The following is an 18,372-nucleotide window of genomic DNA, read 5'->3' as shown; positions in this document are numbered from 1 at the left end:
CTTCCGGACGTCAGTAGGTCTTCAGCAGCCGATCGATGTAGTCGAGCTCTTCCTTGGGACGCTGCTCGCCGGCCCGGCGGCGCAGCTCGTCCAGGATCTCGCGACTGCGCTGGCGCTCCAGCTCGAGCGGCACCTTGTCGGTGCCGGTGTCGACCGCATCGCCGTAGTTGCCGTCGGAGCGGCCCAGCGGATCGCGGTCCTCGTTGCGGCGCTCGCGCTCCTCGATCTCGGCGATGTCCTGGCCGTTGCCCGGTCCGCGCTGGCGCATCTGCTCGGCCATGTCGGTCATGCCCTGCTGCAGATTGTCGAGCGCGCGGCGCTGGGAGCGCGAGGCCTCGCGCGGATCGCCGCGGCGCAGAGCCTCCTCGGCCTCGCGCATCGAGCGCTCGGCGCGGCCGAGCGATTCCGGCATGCCCATGCCGTTCTCGTCGAGCTTGTTCATGAACTCGCCGAGCTGCCGGCGCAGGCCCTCCTGCTGGCCGCGCTGCTGGTCGCCCCACTGGCCGTCGCCGGGCTGGTTGCCCTGCCCGCGCTGGCCCTGCTGCCCCTGCTGACCCTGCTGGCCGCGCTGCCCTTGCTGGCCTTGCTGACCCTGGCGACCCTGCTGCTGGCGGCCCTCGCGCTCGGACTCGCCCAGCAGCTGGTTCTGCCGGCGCGACAGGCGGTCGAGCTGGTTCATCATCTCGCGGCCCTGCTGGCTGCCCTGGCCCTGCTGGCCGCGCTGTCCCTGCTGGCCCTGCTGGTTGGGGCCCGCCATCATCGGCGTGGCGTTCTCCATCATCTTGCGCAGCTCCTCGAGCAGGCGCTTGGCCTCCTCGCGCTGGCCGTTCTTCGCCATCTCGCGGATCTTATCCAGCATCTTCTGGATGTCGTCGCCGGTGATGGCGTTGTTCGGATCCATCTTCTCCGCCTGCTCCTGCATGCGGCGGCGTTCCTCGGGATCCTTCATCTTCTCGGCCAGCTCCTTCTGCCACTTCGCCATGGCGTCGTAGAGCTGCTGGATCAGGCGCTCGATCTCCTCGTCACCGGCCTGGCGCTGCATGGCATCGCGCAGTTCCTGGCGAGCGTTCTCGACCGCGCGCTCGGCGTCGGACATGGCGCCGCCCTCGATGCGCATGGCGAGGTCCCACAGGAGCTTCTGCGTCTCGGTGATGCTTTCCTTGTCGGTGCCCTGCGCCAGCCGCGCCGCGCCGACGCGCAGGCCGAGCTGGACCACGGGGTCGTTGCGATAATCGTCCGGCTTGGCCTGGATCATCCGCATGCCGTCGGCCACGTCGGCACGATAGGCCTTGGGATCGCGCGTCAGCGCCTTGCGCAGAACGATCAGCGCCCGCGCTGTCGGATCGTTGAACACGCGCTCGGGCAGCAGGAAGGTCTCGACCGCGCTGCGGCCCTTCTGGCCGATCGCGTCGGTCGCGAACAGCATCACCGTGACCTTGAGGCCGGCCCAGGGATGGCTGGTGAGGTCGCGGACGAAGGTGTCGGCGACCTTCTTGGTGTTGCCGGCGACGGGCAGGTCGATGCGCAGCACCTCCGGCTCCTCGTCGTCGCTCAGCATGTCGTCGCCCAGCACGCTGCCGTGCAGGCGGATCTGGAGCTGCACGCCGGTGACGCCGAAATCGTCGCCGGCGATGTACTCGACCTTGGTCGACCACTTGTCGACGCCGATCGGCCGGGCGAACTCGATGGTCGGCGCGAGGTCGGGAATGACGTGGAGCTTCCAGTGCGCCTGCTGCTCGCCGCGCGCCTGCAGCGCGATCTCCTTGCCTTCGGTGATGACCTGCTCGACCTGGAACTTGCCCTTGCCGACGGTCGCGAAGTCCGTGGCCTTGCCGTCCACCAGGAGCTGCGGCGGCTTGCGGCCGCGCACGTCGTCGACGAAGCCCGCGAGCTTGCTGCCGACCGGGACGCGCAGGACCTTGTCGTGCTCGGCCATGTCGAGATAGATCGGCGGCTTGCCGGTATAGGCCGGCGGCGCGATCCACAGGTTGGCGACGACGGGCGGCGGCGGCGGAAAGGCCGGGGTCACGGCCGCCAGCATCCGGTCGCTGCGCCAGCCGCCGGCGACCGCCAGCGCAACGATCAGGGCCAGCACCGGCACGAAGCGCAGCGCCCAGGAGTCGAGGACCGCGAGCCCGGGATGCGCCGGACCGTTCGACAGGCTGGCCAGCCGCTCGGCCTCGCGGCGGCGATGGGCCTCCCACAGGGCGGCCGCCATGGGATCGGTCCCGCCGGACGCCAGGCGATCCTGGACCGCGACCAGGGGACGATGCGGCACGCCGCTGTCGCGCTCCAGCCGCCGGATGGCGGCTTCCCGCGTGGGCCACGCGAAATCCCACAGGCGCCATCCGAGAAGACCGATCAGGGCAAGGGCGAGGACCGCGAGCAGGCCGGTATGGACCCAGGGATCGAGGCCGGCGAAGAGGTCGAGATGGGCGGCCGCCACGAACAGGGCGACGAAGGCGAGCGCCGGCGCCAGCCGCGGCCACAATCCTTCCCACGCCAGCGCCAGCCAGGCCAAACCGATCTTGCGCCCCACGCCGGGGGCCTGGAAGCTCGTGGTCTGGCTGGCGTCCATCGCCGTCCTTTCACTCTGTACCGGGTGGCTCCACCCAGGGCGGGAACCGTTCGGCCGCTAGCATTTCGTCGATCGTCGGCCTCGGGCGGGTGACCGCAAAACGCGTGCCATCGACCATGACCTCGGGCACCAGCGGGCGGCTGTTGTAGCTCGACGCCATCACCGCCCCGTAGGCACCCGCCGAGCGTACCATGACCAAGTCGCCAGCAGCCAGCGGCGGCAGATCACGGTCCTGTGCGAGAAAGTCGCCCGACTCGCAAATCGGCCCGACTATGTCGCAACGGATCGTGGCGGCACCGGGGCGTTCACGCACCGGCACGATATCGTGCCAGGCCTCGTACAGGGTCGGCCGGATGAGGTCGTTCATGGCCGCGTCGACGATCACGAAGGTCTTGGCCGCGCCGGGCTTCACCAGGATCACCTCGGAGACCAGCACGCCCGCCTCGCCGACGAGCCGGCGGCCCGGCTCGAAGGTGAGCTTGCAGCCGAGCCCCGCCGTCTCGCGGCCCACCAGGGCGACGAAGTCGCCCACGGCCGGCGGCTTCTCCGCGGCATAGACGATGCCGAGCCCGCCGCCGATGTCGAAGCGCTCGATGCGGTGGCCGTCCTCGCGGAGCTGGCCGATCAGCTCGCGGACCCGCACGATCGCCGCCCGATAGGGTTCGAGCGAGGTGAGCTGAGAGCCGATGTGCATGGCGACGCCCACGACCCGCAGGTTGGGCAGGCCGCCGGCGAGCCGGAAGGCTTCGCGCGCGAGATCGATGTCGATGCCGAACTTGTTCTCCTTGCGGCCCGTCGTGATCTTGGCATGCGTCTCGGCGTCGACGTCGGGGTTGACCCGGATGGTGATGTCGGCACGGACGCCGAGCTGGCCGGCCACGGCGTTCAGCGTCTCGAGCTCGGCCGAACTTTCGACGTTGATCTGGCCGACGCCCGCCTCGAGGGCGGCCATCAGCTCGGAGGCCTTCTTGCCGACGCCGGAATAGACGATGCGCCCGGCCGGGATGCCGGCCGCCAGGGCGCGGCGCATCTCGCCTACCGACACGATGTCGGCGCCGGCGCCCAGCTCGCCGAACAGGCGGATGACCGCCAGGCTCGAATTGGCCTTCATCGCGTAGCAGATATCGGCGTCGAACCCCTTGATGCCGTCGGCGAATTCCTGCCAGGCCGCCCGCAGCGCGCCGGCCGAGTAGCAGTAGAACGGCGTGCCGACCTTGTCGGCGATGGCACCGAGCGCCACGCCCTCGGCGTGCATCTCGCCGTCCTTGTAGGAGAAGAAGGTCATGATGCTCGGCCGTCCTGAAGATCATGCTCCTCTCCCCCTTGGGGGGGAGGCTGGGTGAGGGGGCGATGAAGGAGACGATCTGCGCGTTGGGGGCCCTCGCCTAACCTCTCCCTCGAGGGGGAGAGGAACATGAGAGGAGCGTTGGGGTCGCTCATCCTACTTCCTTCCCAGGAAGCGCTTGCGGGCCTCGGCCACGGCTCGCACGACGTTGGACGGCGCGGTGCCGCCCAGGCTCCGGCGGGCATTGACCGAAGCCTCGACGGTCAGCACCCGATAGACGCCGCGATCGATCTTGGGCTCGACCGCCTGCATCTCGGCCAGCGCCAGCTTGTCGAGGTCGACACCCCGGTCGGCGGCGATCCCGACCAGGCGTCCGGTGACGTGATGGGCCTGGCGAAACGGCAACCCGACCTGGCGCACCAGCCAGTCGGCGAGATCGGTGGCGACCGAGTAGTCGGCCGAGGCGACCGCGCGCATGCGCCCGGGATTGGCCTTGAGGTCACGCACCATGCCGGTCATGGCCGCGATGCCGAGCTCCAGCGAATCGGCGGCGTCGAACAGCGGCTCCTTGTCCTCCTGCATGTCCTTGCCGTAGGTCAGCGGCAGGCCCTTCAGGATGATGCAGAGCGCCGTGAAGGCGCCGACGATGCGGCCGACCTTGGCGCGGGTCAGCTCGGCGGCGTCGGGGTTGCGCTTCTGCGGCATGATCGAGCTGCCGGTCGTGAAGGCGTCCGAGAGCGAGATGAAGCGGAACGGCGCCGAGCACCAGATCACGATCTCCTCGGACAGGCGCGACAGATGCACGGCGGTCAGCGAGGCGGCGGCGATGAACTCGACGACGTAGTCGCGGTCGGAGACGGCGTCGAGCGAGTTGGCCATCGGCCGCGCGAAGCCCAGCGCCTTCGCCGTCTTGCGCGGATCGATCGGATGAGGCGAGCCGGCCAGCGCCGCCGCGCCGAGCGGCGATTCGTTCAGACGCGCGCGGCAGTCGGCGAACCGGCTCCGGTCGCGGCCGACCATCTCGACATAGGCGAGCAGGTGATGGCCGAAGGTGATGGGCTGGGCGGTCTGCAGATGCGTGAAGCCCGGCATGATGGTGGCGGCATGCTCCTCGGCACGGTCGATCAGCGCTTCCTGCAGGTCGCGCAGCATCGCCTCGAAGCGGTCGATCGTGTCGCGCACCCACAGGCGCACGTCGAGGGCGATCTGGTCGTTGCGCGAGCGCGCCGTGTGCAGGCGCCCGCCGGCCGGCCCGATCAGCTCGGTGAGCCGCGCCTCGACGTTGAAATGGATGTCCTCGAGCTTGGTCGAGAACTTGAAGTGACCTGCCTCGATCTCCGCCCGCACCAGCGCGAGGCCGCGCTTGATGGCGCGCCCGTCCTTGGGCGTCAGGATGCCCTGCGCCACCAGCATGTCGCAGTGGGCGATCGAGCCTTCGATATCCTGCGCGTAGAGCCGGCGGTCGAAGCCGATGGAGGCGTTGATCTTCTCCATGATCTCGGCCGGGCCGAGCTTGTATCGGCCGCCCCACATCGTGTTGGAGGGCCGCTTGCCCGCCGGCGTCTTGCGTGCTCGCGCAGTCGTGTTCTTCCGTGCCATGAATATGAGCCATTGAACCTTCAGGAACGCGGCTTATGGCATATCCCGTACGAGATTTCCTCCCTGGCCGCCGGGCGGTCGTGAGCGGCATCGTCGCCGCGATCGCGCTGCCCCGCCTCGCCGCGGCCGCGCTGCCGCCGACGCTCATCAAGGGGGCCATGGAACGGTTCAAGCCGACCGTCCCGCCCAAGCCGATGCCGGACCTCGAATTCCTCGACGCGCAGGACAAGCCGATGCGCCTCGCCGACCTCACGGGCAAGGTCCGCCTGATCAACCTGTGGGCGACCTGGTGCGCGCCCTGCGTGAAAGAGATGCCGAGCCTCGACCGCCTGCAGGCGGCGCTGCCCAAGGACAAGTTCGTGGTGCTGCCGATCTCGCTCGACGGGCCGTCGCGGGCCAAGGTGCCGCCCTTCTACAAGGAGAAGGGGCTCACCCATCTCGGCATCTATTACGACAAGGGGCGCAAGGCGATGTCGACGCTCGACGTGTCGCTGCTGCCGACCTCGATCCTGGTCGATCCGGCGGGCCGCGAGATCGGCCGCATCGAAGGCGATGCCGACTGGGATTCCCCCGAGGGGATCGCGCTCATGAAGGCGGCGCTGTAGCCGCCCCGTTGCGGACGGCCCGTCGGAGATCCGGAGTCAGCCGCCCAGCTGGCAGTGCTTGCCCATCTCCCGGCAGATGCGCAGGACGGCCTGCACGACCAGCGACGCGGTGGGCGATTCGCCCGGTCGGGCGTGGCCCGCGATCATGAGCTGCGAGACCTCGTCGCTGAATGGCACGACGGTCAGGGTCGCCGTCCGGTCGCCTTCGGCGATCTGCAGCCGATGCTGCCCCGGATCCTGCATGATCACCGCCACCCTCGGATTCTTGCGCGCCGCCGCCAGCGCCGTCTCGTAGACGCGGGCCGCGGGCGCATCGAGGATCACCGTGGCGAAGTCGGACTGCGACTGGCCCGGCTGCTGTCCGCCCTCGCGCATGTGCTCGATGCGGCCGAGCGCGCGGCGGGCGAGAAAGACCCATTGCGCTTCGGCGGGAACGACCGGCAGGACCACGCCGACCAGCGCTGCCAAGCCCGCCAGGGCCGTCATGCTCGCCGCCTTCACGCTCATATGCCCTCGCAGACGACCGTCGCTTCTAGCGGGTCGGGACCGGCCGCTCGCCCGAATAGTCGTAGAAGCCGCGCTTGACCTTGCGGCCGACCCAGCCGGCCTCGACGTACTTCACCAGGAGCGGGCACGGGCGATACTTGGAATCGGCCAGGCCCTCGTGCAGGACCTGCATCACCGACAGGCAGGTGTCGAGGCCGATGAAGTCGGCCAGCTCGAGCGGTCCCATCGGATGGTTGGCGCCGAGCTTCATGCCCGTGTCGATCGCCTCGACGTTGCCGACGCCCTCGTAGAGGGCATAGACGGCCTCGTTGATCATGGGCAGCAGGATGCGGTTGACGATGAAGGCCGGGAAGTCCTCGGCATTCACCGGCTTCTTCTCGAGGCGCACCACCACGTCGCGAACCGTGCGGAAGGTCTCCTCCTCCGTGGCGATGCCGCGGATCAGCTCGACCAGCCCCATCATCGGCACGGGGTTCATGAAGTGCATGCCCATGAACTTGCCCGGCCGGTCGGTCACCGACGCCAGGCGCGTCACCGAGATCGACGAGGTGTTGGTCGCCAGCAGCACGTTCGGCGGCAGGCCCTCGCACAGCTTCTTGAAGATCTCGCGCTTGACGCCCTCGTTCTCGGTCGCCGCCTCGACGATCAGGTCGCAGTCGGCGAAGGCCTTGTAGTCGACGCTGGTCGAGATGCGCCCGAGCGCCGCGTCCTTCTCCTCCGGCCGGATCATGCCCCGGCCGATCTGCCGGTCCATGTTGCGCTCGATCGCGTCGATGCCCTTGTCGAGGTGGCCCTGGTCGACATCCGACAGCCGGATGTCGAAGCCCTTGAGAGCACAGACATGGGCGATGCCGCTGCCCATCTGGCCGGCGCCGATGACGCCGATGCGCTTGATCATGACGCGATACTCCGCGTTACTTCTTTTCCACCGCGGCCGTCAGCTCGGGCACGATCTGGAACAGATCGCCCACGATGCCGTAGTCGGCGACCTGGAAGATCGGCGCTTCCTCGTCCTTGTTGATCGCCACGATGGTCTTGCTGTCCTTCATGCCGGCAAGATGCTGGATCGCGCCGGAGATGCCGACGGCGATGTAGAGGTCCGGCGCCACGACCTTGCCGGTCTGGCCGACCTGGTAGTCGTTGGGCACGTAGCCGGCGTCGACGGCGGCGCGGCTGGCGCCCAGGCCGGCGCCGAGCTTGTCGGCCAGGTCCTCGAGCATCTTGAAGTTCTCGCCGCTGGCCAGGCCGCGGCCGCCCGAGACGACGATCTTGGCGCTGGTCAGTTCGGGCCGCTCGCTCTTCGACAGTTCGGCGCCGACATAGGACGACAGGCCCGTCGAGCCGGTGCCGTCGACCTTCTCGACCGGCGCCGATCCACCGGCCGCCGCGGCCTTGAAGTTGGTCGGGCGGATGGTGACGATCTTGATCTTGTCGGCGGTCTGCACGGTCGCCATGGCGTTGCCGGCGTAGATCGGCCGCACGAACGTGTCGGGCGAGACGACCTGGATCGCCTCGGAGACCTGGGCGACGTCGAGCAGCGCGGCGACGCGCGGGGCGACGTTCTTGCCCACCGAATCGGCGGCCATCACGACGTGGCTGTAGGACGGCGCCAGCTTGACGACCAGCGGCGCCACGTCCTCGGCCACCCAGTTGGCGTAGGCCGCGTCCTCGGCCTCCAGCACCTTGGCGACGCCCTGCAGGGCGGCGGCCGACTTGGCGGCCTCGCCGGCGTTGCTGCCGGCCACCAGGACATGGACCTCGGGATCCATCTGCGCCGCCGCCGTCACGGCATTGGCGACGTTGCTGCGCACGGTCTTGCCGTCGTGCGCGGCGACAACCAGGACGGCCATGTCAGATCACTCCCGCTTCGTTGCGCAGCTTGTCGACCAGCTCCGCGACGGTCTTCACCTTGATGCCGGCCTTGCGCTTGGGCGGCTCCTCGACCTTCAGCGTCTTGAGGCGCGGCGCGACGTCGACGCCCAGCGCGTCCGGCGCCAGCGTCTCGATCGGCTTCTTCTTGGCCTTCATGATGTTGGGCAGCGAGGCGTAGCGCGGCTCGTTGAGGCGCAGGTCGGTCGTGATCACGGCCGGCAGCTTGAGCTTGATGTTCTCCAGGCCGCCGTCGACCTCGCGCTTCACCTCGACCGATCCGTCGGCGACGTTCAGCTTGTTGGCGAAGGTGCCCTGCGACCAGCCCAGCAGCGCGGCCAGCATCTGGCCGGTCTGGTTGGAATCGTCGTCGATCGCCTGCTTGCCGACGATGACCAGCCCGGGCTGCTCCTTGTCGACCACCGCCTTCATCAGCTTGGCGACGGCCAGCGGCTGCAGCTCGGCGTCGGTCTGCACCAGCACGCCGCGGTCGGCGCCCATGGCGAGCGCGGTGCGGATCGTCTCCTGGCACTGGGCCGGGCCGGCGGAAAAGGCGATGATCTCGGTCGCGGCGCCCTTCTCTTTCATGCGGATCGCCTCTTCCACGGCGATCTCATCGAAGGGGTTCATGGACATCTTGACGTTCGCCGTCTCGACGCCCGTGTTGTCGGCCTTGACGCGGATCTTGACGTTGTAGTCGATGACCCGCTTGACCGCGACCAGCACTTTCATCGCGTTGCGCCTATAGGTGAGTTGCCGCCAGACCTCCCGCCCGGCGAAGGGGTTTTCGTGTAGGGGTGTTCAGCCGACCATGTCAAGGCTATGGCGCACTGCACAAAATCGCAGGGCGGGACGTTTTTGTTCGTTTTTTCAACAGCTTGTAGCAGCGGGCGGGCTCCACCCGGCAACCGAAGGGCGCGCGTCGCACCGTCACGGCATGGATATGTCGTAGCGAACGTAGTCGGTGGCGCGGGCGACACGGTCGTACAGCCGGCGCGCCGCCACGTTGTCGCGTTCCGTATGCCAGTAGACTCGGCGCCATCCCCGGTCGCGACCGCGGGCGACGAGCGCATCGATGAATTTGCGACCCCATCCCGCACCTCGTGCGGACGGCTCGACCCAGAGGTCTTCGAGATAGCAGACCATGCGGCTGCTGAACGTGTGAGGGTGGAGCACGTAGTTCGCAATGCCGACGGACGGCGTACCGCCTATCAGCGCGCCCATCGGATAGTCCGGGTCCATGATCCGGCGCCACAGCTCGCGGTCATCCGCCGCGGGTATCGAGACGCCGTAGTGAGCGCAATTGGCCCGCCACATCCTGTGCCACTCCGGATGATCCGTGCTCTCCACGTCACGAACCTCGATCAACGACTGCCGCCCGGCACCCAGAGCACGTCGTTGGCGCCGTTGTCGTTCACGCGTCGCGCCAGCACGAAGAGATGGTCCGACAACCGGTTGATGTACTTGATGGCCTCGGGATTGACCGGCTGGTCGGCCGCCAGGCGGGTCATGCAGCGCTCGGCGCGGCGGGCCACGGTGCGTGCAAGATGCAGCCAGGCCGCCGCCTCGCTGCCGCCGGGCAGGATGAAGGACTTCAGCGGCTGCAACTCGGCGTTCATGGCGTCGATCTCGCGTTCCAGGCGCTCGACCTGGGACGCGACCATGCGCAGCGCCCCCTCGCCGCGCCGCTCCTCGCCCTCGGGCGTGCAGAGGTCGGCGCCGAGGTCGAACAGGTCGTTCTGGATGCGGCCCAGCATGGCGTCGGCCTCGGCCAGCCGGGGATCGCCGGCGGCGGCGCGCGCGATGGCGACGCGGGCCAGGCCGATCACCGAATTGGCCTCGTCGGTCGTGCCGTAGGCCTCGACCCGCACGTCGTGCTTGGGCACGCGTTCGCCGCGCCCCAGCGAGGTCTCGCCGGCGTCGCCGCCGCGGGTGTAGATGCGGGTCAGCGTGACCATGCGCTCAGGCCCGGCTCGCGAGGTACCAAAGGCCGATCAGGATGATCGTCAGGAACTGCAGCCGCACGCGCCACCACATGATGCGGTTGCTGCGCCGCCCGCCCTCGACGCTGCTGTTGGCATTCCGGCTCATGCTGATGAGCCCGATGAACAGGGTGGCGAGCGTCGCGAGCCCCGACACGATCACCAGCACGAACAATATCTTCGCCGCCATCGCTCACATCCCTTCGTTGTGCCGCCCGGCACCCCGGCGCGCACCGGCCCACGGCCGCGCCGCCTGTGTCGCCGCGACGCCCGTCGCCCGCCGGAAGATCGCCTCCGCCGCCTGCTCGGCGGACCACAGGGCGGCATGCACCGTCCCGTACTCCACCGGCTCGGTGGCCTCGCCGGCGAAGAACACGCGCTGGCCGAGCGGCCGCGCATGGACCGCGCGGTCTTCCGGCGCGCTGCCGACCCCCGGATAGGAATAGCCGCCGCGCGACCACGGATCGCTCAGCCACCGTGGGAAGAGCATCGCCTCCGGCTCGACCACCGCGTCGCCGAACATCTTGCGCAGCGACGACACCGCCAGCGCCCTTACTTCGTCGTCGCCGGCGCTGCGGTCAAGCCGTGCCGCCGTCGGACCGTTGCTGAAGCTGAGCAGGATCGGCTGGTCGGTCTCGTCGAGATGGCTGACCCAGGTGTTGAAGGTGCCCCGCCGCTCGGGCGAATCCGGCAGGCGGCCGAACCACTTGGGATGCTCCGGCCAGAACCGGCGGGGAAACCGCAGGTAGATCTTGCCCAGCACGCCGGCGCCGTAGCCCAGCCGGCCGATGGCGGTCTGCTGGTCCGGCGGGGGCGCCGGGTCGAGCGCCGGCAGCCCGGCCCGCAGCAGGCCGACGGGCACGGTGACCAGCGCCCGGTCGGCGGACAGGCGCTCGCCGCTCGCCAGCACCGCCTCCACGCTCGAGCCGGTCCAGAGGATGCGTTGCACCGGCGCTCCGAGCCGCACCGCGAGGCCCCGGGCGGCGTCCTCGACCAGCGTGTGGAAGCCGCCGCGGGGCTGGGCGTTGCGTTCGAGCCCCTCGGTGGGAAACCATTCCTCCGCGGCGATGGCGTCCCAGGGCGCGCCCTGCACGCCCTCGCTCATCTCGATGAAGGTGCCGATCACCAGCTTGTCGACATCGGAGAGCCAGGAGGCGCGCACCAGCGGCTCGACCGCCTGCCTGACCGAGATCGAGCGCGGCCCGTGGACCCGCGTCAGCGCCCGGCTGCGCCAGCTCGCCCATTCGATGGCGGCCCGGAAGGCCATGCGGCCCATCACGGCCCGGCGGCGCTGGCCCTCGCGCGTCGGCGCCGTCGCGCGGTCGTCGATCAGCAGCCGGTCGCCCTGGGATTCGACCAGGGCGATGCCCAGCTTCTCGCACCACAGAGTGAGCGGATTGCCATCGACGCCGTGCACCCACGAGCCGCCGAGGTCGAGCGGCGCGCCGAGCGTGCTGTCGGTCCAGGTGCGGCCGCCGAGCCGGGGTCGCGCCTCCAGCACGGTGACCGCGAAGCCCGAATCGTGCAGCAGACGCGCGGCCACCAGGCCGGCCATGCCGGCGCCGACCACCAGCACGCGCTCGGCCGTGCCGGCGCCCATCGACCACGAGCCGGTCACGGCCGCACCAGCGCGGGCAGCAGCGCCATGTCGTCGAACAGCTCGCCGCCCGCGGCCGCCAGCGCCGCCCGGTCGGCATACGGCGCGCCGGCGTAGGCGAGCGCCCGCATCCCCGCCGCCCGCGCCGCCTGGATGCCGGGCACGGAGTCCTCGATCACCGTGCAGGCGAAGGGCTGCTCGTCCATGGCGATCGCGGCATGCAGGAAGAGGTCGGGGAACGGCTTGCCGCGCGGCACCTGGCTGGCGCTGAAGATGCGGCCTTCGAACAGCTCCCACAGGCCGGTCAGGCCGAGGGTGAAGCGCATCTTGTCCGGCGAACCCGAGCTGGCCACGCAGGTCGCGAGCCCGCTGGCTTGCATCGCCTCGATCGCGGCCCGGACGCCCGCAACCGGCTGCAGCGGCGCTTCGCAGAAGTGTCGGTAGGTCACGGCCTGCATCTTCTCGAGGAAATCCTCGGGAAGCTTGCGGCCGAGCTCGGCCTCGCAGATCTCGATGCAGGATGCCAGCGACCGGCCCATCAGGCGCCGCATCGTCTCCTCGACCGTCCAGTCGAGCCCGTGCGGCTGGAGCGCACGGGAGAAGCTCGCATTGGCGAGCGGCTCGCTGTCGACCAGCACGCCGTCGCAATCGAAGATCACAAGCAAGTACGGCCTTCTTCGGGTTGCCAGGCCCGCCGAAGGGGCCGACGTCAGTAGGGTTTGTCGCCGGCCACTGTAACCCGGTTTCCGCTGCGCGTATGCGGCCAGTAGTCCCACATCGCGCGATGCTGGACGCAGCGATTGTCCCAGAAGGCGATCGAGTTCTCGCGCCAGCGGAAGCGGCACTGGAACAGCGGATTCTCCATGTGCTCGTAGAGATAGCGCAGGATGCCGTCGCTCTCGTCGCGCGGCACGCCGACGAGGGCGCGCGTGAAGCCGCGATTGACGTAGAGTGCCTTCCTGCCGGTCACCGGATGCGTGCGGATCACCGGATGCTCGGCCCGCGGATACTCCGGCTTGTCGGCAACGCCGTAGTTCCGGTAGAGGCCGCGATACACCTGCTCGCCGTCATGGATCGCGGTCAGGCCCTCGAGATAGGCCTTCATCCGGTCCGACAGCGCCTCGTAGGCCGCGTACATGCTGGCGAACAGCGTGTCGCCGCCCTTGGGCGGACAGGTCTTGATGTACAGGATGCTGCCCATCGGCGGCTCGAGGTCGCAGCTCACGTCGGTGTGCCAGCCCTCGCCGTTGGCCCGCGGACTGTCCTTGTCGGCGTGGATGACCATGAGCTCGGGCTTGCCCGCCTCGTGCGGCGCCGCCGGATGGACGTGCAGGTCGCCGAACATGCGGCCGAAGGCGAGATGCTGGTCGGGCGAGACGTGCTGGTCGCGGAAGAAGATGACCAGGTTCTCGGCCAGCGCGCGATGCAGCTCGTCGTGCTGGCGATTGCCGAGCGGCTGGCTGAGGTCGATGCCGCCGATCTCCGCCCCGATGATGGGCGTCAGCTTGTCGATGGTGATGGTCTCGTACGGCGCCCCTTCATCGGCCGTGTGACGGTAGCGGGGGCCGCCATTGCCGCGCAGCGAACCTTGCATGGCTCTCTCCTACTCCAGCCTGATATTGGCACGATTGATGATCTTGCCCCAGCGCTCCTTCTCCGAGGCCGTGAAGGCGGCGAACTCGGCCTGGCTCATCAGCTTGGGGACGCCGCCGATCGACGCCAGCCTTTCCAGGACCTCGGGAAGGGCGGCGACCTTGCGGATGTCGGCGTTGATCGTCTCGACGATCTCGCGCGGCGTTCCCTTCGGGACGTAGAAGCCGGTCCAGGTCGTCAGCAGCACGTCGGGGTAGCCCGCCTCCGCCGCGGTCGGCAGGTCGGGCACGGCGGCATAGCGTTCGGCGTCGGTCACGAACAGGCCCTTCAGGGCGCCGCGGTCGATCGCGACCTTGGCGTTCACCGTGTCGATCATCATGAAGGTGAGCAGGCCGCTCTGCACGTCGGGGATCGCCTGCGGATTGCTCTTGTAGCCGACGTAGGTCGCGTCGACGCCGGCGGCGAGCTTGTAGAGCTCGGATGCAACGCGCGCGGGCAGCGCACCGGCGCCGTAATTGTGCTTGCCGGGCTCGGCCTTGAGCTTCGCCGTCAGCTCGGCCGCGCTGTTGATCGGGCTGTTCCGGTCGACCAGCAGCACGAAGGGCGACGTGCCCATGCGGGTGACCGCCTCGAAGCTCGCGATCGGGTCGTAGGGCAGCTTGTCGTAGATCGCGGGGTTGACCGCCTGGGTCATCGCCGAGGTGGCGAAGATCGTCAGTCCGTCGGGCCTGGCGCGCGCCACCGCCTCGGCCGCCGGGATGCCGTTGCCGCCCCCCTTGTTGTCGACGACCACGGGCTGGTTCCACAGGGCCGACAGGCGCTCGGCGTAGATGCGGGCGCTGATGTCCGTCGCGGCGCCGGCGGGAAACGGCACGACGACGGTGACGCGTCCCGACGGGAACTTCGGCGCCTGGGCCAGCGCCGGCCGGGCGGCGGCGGCCGCGCCCAGCAGCAGGGGAAGGTGTCGTCTGCGGATCATGAGCTGCTGCGCCGCATGGCGCTTCCTCCGGTATTTCGTTGTTGCGCGAAGCCTAGCGCGACCGGTCGCGGCTGGCTCCGCCCGAGTCGACGAAGTCCGTCGTACGGAATAACGTCGGCGGCATGTCGCGCACCGTCGATCCCGTCCGGCGAAGCTTCGCGCTGGTCGAGGCGTTGAGCCGCCGCCCGCACGGGACGATCTCCGAACTGGCCGCCGAGACCGCCCTGCCCCGCCCCACGGTGGTGCGCCTCCTGCACACGCTGATCGATCTGGGCTACGTGACGCGCATCTCGCGCAGCATGGGCTACCGGCTCACCGACCGCGTTCTCGGCCTTGCCCAGGGCATCCGCTTCATCGACCATCTGGTCGATGCCGCGGCGCCGCACATGCGCCGCTTCACCCGGGCGCACGGCTGGCCGCTGTATCTCGGCACGATCAGCCACCGTGCCATGACCATCCGCTTCTCCACCGCGCCCGAGAGCCCGCTGTCGTTCGAGCGCGCCGCGCTGCAGCGGCGAAGCCCGATCCTGTCGGGCGCGCTGGGCCGCGTCTGGCTCGCCTTCTGCCCCGACGACGAGCGCGCCGCGACCCTGCGCGACCTCGGCGTCCGCCCCGACGCGGCGATGGAGGCGGCCTTCGCCCGGATCCGCCGCCAGGGCCACGCCTTCACCGTCCTCGACCGGCCGGCGCGCCTGCAGGGAATCGCCGTCGCCATCCGCCGGCGCGGCCGCGTGCTCGGCTGCATCTCCATGCGCTTCACGCGCTCGGCCATGGACGAGACGGCGGCGGGCACGCGCTACGGCCCCCTGTTGCGGACGCTTGCCGCCGACATCGCCGCCGATGCCGGCTGACGCCCGTGCCGGGCGCGGCTATGGAAGAGCCAAGACCGACGGGGGAAACATGACGACATTCGATGCCATCGCCACGCCGACCGTGCGCCGGGCGGACCATCTCGAACCGGCCTTCGAGCACCGCGCCGACATCGAGGCGGCCGCCCGCAAGCTCGCGGCGCGACGGAAGAAGCCCAACATCCTGATCTACCTGATGGACGATGTCGGCTGGGGCGACTTCGGCTGCTACGGCGGCGGAGTCGCGGTCGGCGCGCCGACGCCTCATTTCGACCGGCTGGCGCGCAACGGCCTGCAGCTCACCTCGTGCTATTCCGAGCCGTCCTGCTCGCCCTCGCGCGCCACGCTGCACACCGGCCGCGTGCCCAACCGCCACGGGCTGCACCGCCCGCCGATGTACGGCGAACCGGGCGGCCTGCAGGGCGAGATCACGCTGCCCATGCTGCTCGGCCAGGCCGGCTACACCACGCAGGCCGTGGGCAAATGGCATATCGGCGAGAACCGCGAGAGCCAGCCGCAGCATGTCGGCTACGACGACTTCTACGGCTTCCTGTCGGTGTCGGACATGTACACCGAGTGGCGCGATCCGCACTTCTTCCCGGAGATCGTCTACTCCGGCGCCCGCACCGAGTGGATCAAGAACATGCCCTTCAACCGCTGCTTCGTGCACGCGACCAGGGGCGGCGAGGCGACCAATGTCGAGGAGGTGACGATCCCCGTCCTCTCGGAGCTCGACGAGAAGTGGTGCCGCTACTCCATCGATTTCATCAAGAAGCAGGCGACGAGCGACAGGCCGTGGCTGCTCTATCACTGCACGCGCGGGGCCCACTTCGACAACTATCCGCACGAGAAGTACCTCGGCCGCTCGCCGGCGAAGCACCCCTACAAGGACACGCTGCTCGAGCTCGACGACATCATGGGTCGCCTCGTCGAGGCGCTGCGCGAATCGGGCCAGCTCGAGGACACGCTGATCTTCGTGTCGTCCGACAACGGCCCGCACATGGAGACCTGGCCCGATTCGGCCTTCACCCCGTTCCGCTGCGCCAAGGGCTCGACCTGGGAAGGCGGCGTGCGCGTGCCCGGCCTGATGGTATGGCCCGGCACGATCGATGCCGGCCGCCAGAGCGACGGGCTGTTCGACTTCAACGACCTGCTGCCGACGGCGCTCGGGCTGGCCGGCGCGTCGGAGCTGCTGCCGTCGGACCGCTACATCGACGGCGTCGACCAGACGAGCTTCCTGCTGGCGCCGGAGGGCCTGTCGAACCGCAAGTACCACTACTACTGGCTGTCGCAGACCTTCTCGGGCCTGCGGTGCGGCGAGTACAAGATGGTCCTGTCGGCGACCAGCGACGACGCCACCGATGCGGCGGGTCCCGGCGGCTTCACCGGCGTGCTCGAGCGCTACACCTACCCGAAGCTGTTCAACCTCTATCTGGACCCCAAGGAGCAGCACAATTACCTGACGCGCAAGCTGGCCTACGTCGAAGCGTTCCAGTTGGGGGCACGCCACCATCTCGCGACCTTCCGCAAGTATCCGCCGAAGAAGGTGATGGGACTGAACGTCGCCGACCGGCGCGACGCGCCGGCCTCGTGAGCCGCGAGCGTCGCGGAGAAGTTGTGATGCTGCCGGAGCGCGGACCTCCAGGTCCGCTCATGATCATGATGCGGACCTGGAGGTCCCCGCTCCACTGATTCGCCCCTAGACTAGGCGACCACGTCCTTCATCGGCCGGGCGGCGGCCGACTCCGGGAACACGTCGCGGTCGAGCGCGGCGGCGGAGACGCCGAACAGGTCGGCGGCGATGCCCTTGATCACCGCCCGCGTGTCGGTCGTCGGTGCAAGGTCGCGGCCGTCGCGCAGCCGGTTCTGCGCCAGGCCCGGCCAGTCGCCGATCACGCGGCCGCCCCGGATGGCGCCACCAGCCAGGAGCATGACCGTGCCGGTGCCGTGATCGGTGCCCTGCGTGCCGTTGACCCGCGCGGTGCGGCCGAACTCCGTGACGACGACGACCGCGGTGTCCTTCCACGCCGGGCCGAGCTCCTTGTGGAAGGCGGCGATGGCGCCGTCGAGGCCGCTCAGCAGCCGCGCCAGGCGGCCGAGCTCCTGGGCATGGGTGTCCCAGCCCTCGAAGGCCAGCGCGACGACGCGCGGGCCGGCGGGCTGGGCCAGCAGGCGCGCCGCGCCGGCCGCCATCTGTTCCATGCCGACCGGATCGCCGGCGCTGCCGCGGGCCTTCATGTCGAGCCCCGCCGCGATCTTGCCGGTCTCGATCCCTTCCTCGAGCAGCCGAGCGAACATCGGATCGGTGTGGGCGTAGAGGTCGGTCAACCGCCGCGGCAGGTCCGGATCGGCCGCCTTCAGGGTCGCCGGCGCCCAGCCCAGGACCGGCGCGGGGCCGCGGATCACGAGCGGCGCGGTCGGACCGACGGCCAGGCCGCGCGGCGGCGCCTGGGTGGCGACCCGCTCGCCCCGTGGCAGGGCCGCGATCAGGCGGTTGAGCCAGCCGGAGTCGATGCGGCCCGGAGCGGCATAGCCCGATTCCAGCACGTCCTGTCCGTCGAAATGCGAGCGTTCGCGGTAGGGCGTGGCGCTGGCATGGACGATCGCGGCCTCGCGGGCCACATAGAGCCGCGCGACGGTGCCCATGCTGCCGTGCAGACCGAACAGGTCGTCGAGACGAACGGCCTTGTTCGGCCCGTCGAGGTCGAACGCGAGCTGCTGGCGCAGCTCCCTGTAGGCGGGATCGCCGACCGGCGGGACCGCGCTCAGCCCGTCGAGGGCGCCGCGCAGCACGATGACCACCAGCCTGGGATCGCGAGCGCCGGCGGCGCTCAGCACCCGCGGCATGAAGGCCGAGGCAAAGACGGCACCCGCACCACCGGCGATCAAGCGGCGCGACAGGGAGGGAAGGCGAAACGGGAGAACCATGG

The 18,372-nt window shown here is 69.7% G+C and carries 18 protein-coding genes; 3 read left to right on the top strand and 15 right to left on the bottom strand.

What is annotated here, in order from left to right; translation table 11 throughout:
- Positions 1-10: 10 nt before the first annotated feature.
- From ACO073_RS11870 to argH, 3 genes are all read right to left on the bottom strand, one after another.
- Complete coding sequence (locus ACO073_RS11870; RefSeq protein WP_421997610.1) at positions 11-2,578, bottom strand: TIGR02302 family protein; 2,568 nt, start codon at positions 2,576-2,578, stop codon at positions 11-13.
- 10 nt (positions 2,579-2,588) lie between these two features.
- Positions 2,589-3,863, bottom strand: a complete 1,275-nt coding sequence (gene lysA, locus ACO073_RS11865) for a diaminopimelate decarboxylase (protein ID WP_421997609.1) — start codon at positions 3,861-3,863, stop codon at positions 2,589-2,591.
- 156 nt (positions 3,864-4,019) lie between these two features.
- The gene (argH, locus tag ACO073_RS11860; RefSeq protein WP_421997608.1) at positions 4,020-5,462 is read right to left on the bottom strand and encodes an argininosuccinate lyase; all 1,443 of its coding nucleotides are present in this window, start codon (positions 5,460-5,462) and stop codon (positions 4,020-4,022) included.
- A gap of 80 nt (positions 5,463-5,542) precedes the next feature.
- On the opposite strand from argH, the gene ACO073_RS11855 reads away from it, so the two are divergent.
- Positions 5,543-6,067: a TlpA family protein disulfide reductase gene (locus tag ACO073_RS11855; protein ID WP_421997607.1), complete on the top strand. Its 525-nt coding sequence runs from the start codon at positions 5,543-5,545 to the stop codon at positions 6,065-6,067.
- Between the two features lie 36 nt (positions 6,068-6,103).
- On the opposite strand, the gene ACO073_RS11850 is transcribed toward ACO073_RS11855, so the two are convergent.
- The 11 genes from ACO073_RS11850 to ACO073_RS11800 form a co-directional block, all read right to left on the bottom strand.
- Positions 6,104-6,553, bottom strand: coding sequence for a hypothetical protein (locus ACO073_RS11850; RefSeq protein WP_421997606.1), 450 nt, complete (start codon positions 6,551-6,553; stop codon positions 6,104-6,106).
- A gap of 46 nt (positions 6,554-6,599) precedes the next feature.
- Positions 6,600-7,472 carry a 3-hydroxybutyryl-CoA dehydrogenase gene (locus ACO073_RS11845; RefSeq protein ID WP_421997605.1) on the bottom strand — a complete coding sequence of 291 codons (873 nt, stop codon included), beginning with the start codon at positions 7,470-7,472 and terminating at the stop codon, positions 6,600-6,602.
- Positions 7,473-7,488: 16 nt separating this feature from the next.
- On the bottom strand, positions 7,489-8,424 hold the full coding sequence (locus tag ACO073_RS11840; protein WP_421997603.1) for an electron transfer flavoprotein subunit alpha/FixB family protein: 936 nt from the start codon (positions 8,422-8,424) through the stop codon (positions 7,489-7,491).
- A gap of 1 nt (position 8,425) precedes the next feature.
- Entirely contained in the window at positions 8,426-9,175 is a 750-nt protein-coding gene (locus ACO073_RS11835) for an electron transfer flavoprotein subunit beta/FixA family protein (protein ID WP_421997602.1), read from the bottom strand.
- A 198-nt stretch (positions 9,176-9,373) separates the two neighbouring features.
- The gene (locus tag ACO073_RS11830) at positions 9,374-9,811 is read right to left on the bottom strand and encodes a GNAT family N-acetyltransferase (protein ID WP_421997601.1); all 438 of its coding nucleotides are present in this window, start codon (positions 9,809-9,811) and stop codon (positions 9,374-9,376) included.
- Positions 9,808-10,401, bottom strand: coding sequence for a cob(I)yrinic acid a,c-diamide adenosyltransferase (locus ACO073_RS11825; protein WP_421997600.1), 594 nt, complete (start codon positions 10,399-10,401; stop codon positions 9,808-9,810). The genes ACO073_RS11830 and ACO073_RS11825 overlap by 4 nt, the downstream gene beginning before the upstream one ends.
- 4 nt (positions 10,402-10,405) lie before the next feature.
- Positions 10,406-10,615 (bottom strand): HIG1 domain-containing protein, encoded by a 210-nt coding sequence (locus tag ACO073_RS11820; RefSeq protein WP_421997599.1) that lies wholly within the window; start codon positions 10,613-10,615, stop codon positions 10,406-10,408.
- A 3-nt stretch (positions 10,616-10,618) separates the two neighbouring features.
- Positions 10,619-12,043 carry a flavin monoamine oxidase family protein gene (locus tag ACO073_RS11815; RefSeq protein ID WP_421997598.1) on the bottom strand — a complete coding sequence of 475 codons (1,425 nt, stop codon included), beginning with the start codon at positions 12,041-12,043 and terminating at the stop codon, positions 10,619-10,621.
- Entirely contained in the window at positions 12,040-12,681 is a 642-nt protein-coding gene (locus ACO073_RS11810) for an HAD family hydrolase (RefSeq protein ID WP_422002122.1), read from the bottom strand. Before ACO073_RS11810 ends, ACO073_RS11815 begins: the two co-directional genes overlap by 4 nt.
- Before the next feature lie 50 nt (positions 12,682-12,731).
- Positions 12,732-13,616, bottom strand: a complete 885-nt coding sequence (locus ACO073_RS11805; protein WP_421997597.1) for a TauD/TfdA dioxygenase family protein — start codon at positions 13,614-13,616, stop codon at positions 12,732-12,734.
- Positions 13,617-13,625: 9 nt separating this feature from the next.
- A complete protein-coding gene (locus tag ACO073_RS11800; protein WP_421997596.1) occupies positions 13,626-14,594 on the bottom strand; it encodes a Bug family tripartite tricarboxylate transporter substrate binding protein in 969 nt (322 codons plus the stop codon).
- A gap of 122 nt (positions 14,595-14,716) precedes the next feature.
- Between ACO073_RS11800 and ACO073_RS11795 the strand changes: the two genes are divergently transcribed.
- Both ACO073_RS11795 and ACO073_RS11790 read left to right on the top strand, forming a co-directional pair.
- Positions 14,717-15,445: a helix-turn-helix domain-containing protein gene (locus tag ACO073_RS11795; protein ID WP_421997595.1), complete on the top strand. Its 729-nt coding sequence runs from the start codon at positions 14,717-14,719 to the stop codon at positions 15,443-15,445.
- A 49-nt stretch (positions 15,446-15,494) separates the two neighbouring features.
- Positions 15,495-17,036, top strand: coding sequence for an arylsulfatase (locus ACO073_RS11790; protein WP_421997594.1), 1,542 nt, complete (start codon positions 15,495-15,497; stop codon positions 17,034-17,036).
- Positions 17,037-17,146: 110 nt separating this feature from the next.
- Here ACO073_RS11790 and ACO073_RS11785 read toward each other — a convergent pair whose 3' ends face one another.
- On the bottom strand, positions 17,147-18,370 hold the full coding sequence (locus tag ACO073_RS11785; protein ID WP_421997593.1) for a DUF1501 domain-containing protein: 1,224 nt from the start codon (positions 18,368-18,370) through the stop codon (positions 17,147-17,149).
- Positions 18,371-18,372 lie beyond the last annotated feature (2 nt).

It is taken from the genome of Reyranella sp., from assembly GCF_965229815.1.
GTDB lineage: Bacteria > Pseudomonadota > Alphaproteobacteria > Reyranellales > Reyranellaceae > Reyranella.
The sequence above is the reverse complement of the archived record's forward strand: the minus strand, read 5'-3'. Positions and strand labels throughout refer to the sequence as shown.

What these genes read in the sequence shown, in the direction of transcription:
- ACO073_RS11870 (WP_421997610.1), bottom strand. Translation starts at nt 2,578, where the DNA reads ATGGACGCCAGCCAGACCACGAGCTTCCAGGCCCCCGGCGTGGGGCGC.
- lysA (WP_421997609.1), bottom strand. Translation starts at nt 3,863, where the DNA reads ATGACCTTCTTCTCCTACAAGGACGGCGAGATGCACGCCGAGGGCGTG.
- argH (WP_421997608.1), bottom strand. Translation starts at nt 5,462, where the DNA reads ATGGCACGGAAGAACACGACTGCGCGAGCACGCAAGACGCCGGCGGGC.
- ACO073_RS11850 (WP_421997606.1), bottom strand. Translation starts at nt 6,553, where the DNA reads ATGACGGCCCTGGCGGGCTTGGCAGCGCTGGTCGGCGTGGTCCTGCCG.
- ACO073_RS11845 (WP_421997605.1), bottom strand. Translation starts at nt 7,472, where the DNA reads ATGATCAAGCGCATCGGCGTCATCGGCGCCGGCCAGATGGGCAGCGGC.
- ACO073_RS11840 (WP_421997603.1), bottom strand. Translation starts at nt 8,424, where the DNA reads ATGGCCGTCCTGGTTGTCGCCGCGCACGACGGCAAGACCGTGCGCAGC.
- ACO073_RS11835 (WP_421997602.1), bottom strand. Translation starts at nt 9,175, where the DNA reads ATGAAAGTGCTGGTCGCGGTCAAGCGGGTCATCGACTACAACGTCAAG.
- ACO073_RS11825 (WP_421997600.1), bottom strand. Translation starts at nt 10,401, where the DNA reads ATGGTCACGCTGACCCGCATCTACACCCGCGGCGGCGACGCCGGCGAG.
- ACO073_RS11820 (WP_421997599.1), bottom strand. Translation starts at nt 10,615, where the DNA reads ATGGCGGCGAAGATATTGTTCGTGCTGGTGATCGTGTCGGGGCTCGCG.
- ACO073_RS11805 (WP_421997597.1), bottom strand. Translation starts at nt 13,616, where the DNA reads ATGCAAGGTTCGCTGCGCGGCAATGGCGGCCCCCGCTACCGTCACACG.
- ACO073_RS11800 (WP_421997596.1), bottom strand. Translation starts at nt 14,594, where the DNA reads ATGATCCGCAGACGACACCTTCCCCTGCTGCTGGGCGCGGCCGCCGCC.
- ACO073_RS11795 (WP_421997595.1), top strand. Translation starts at nt 14,717, where the DNA reads ATGTCGCGCACCGTCGATCCCGTCCGGCGAAGCTTCGCGCTGGTCGAG.
- ACO073_RS11790 (WP_421997594.1), top strand. Translation starts at nt 15,495, where the DNA reads ATGACGACATTCGATGCCATCGCCACGCCGACCGTGCGCCGGGCGGAC.
- ACO073_RS11785 (WP_421997593.1), bottom strand. Translation starts at nt 18,370, where the DNA reads ATGGTTCTCCCGTTTCGCCTTCCCTCCCTGTCGCGCCGCTTGATCGCC.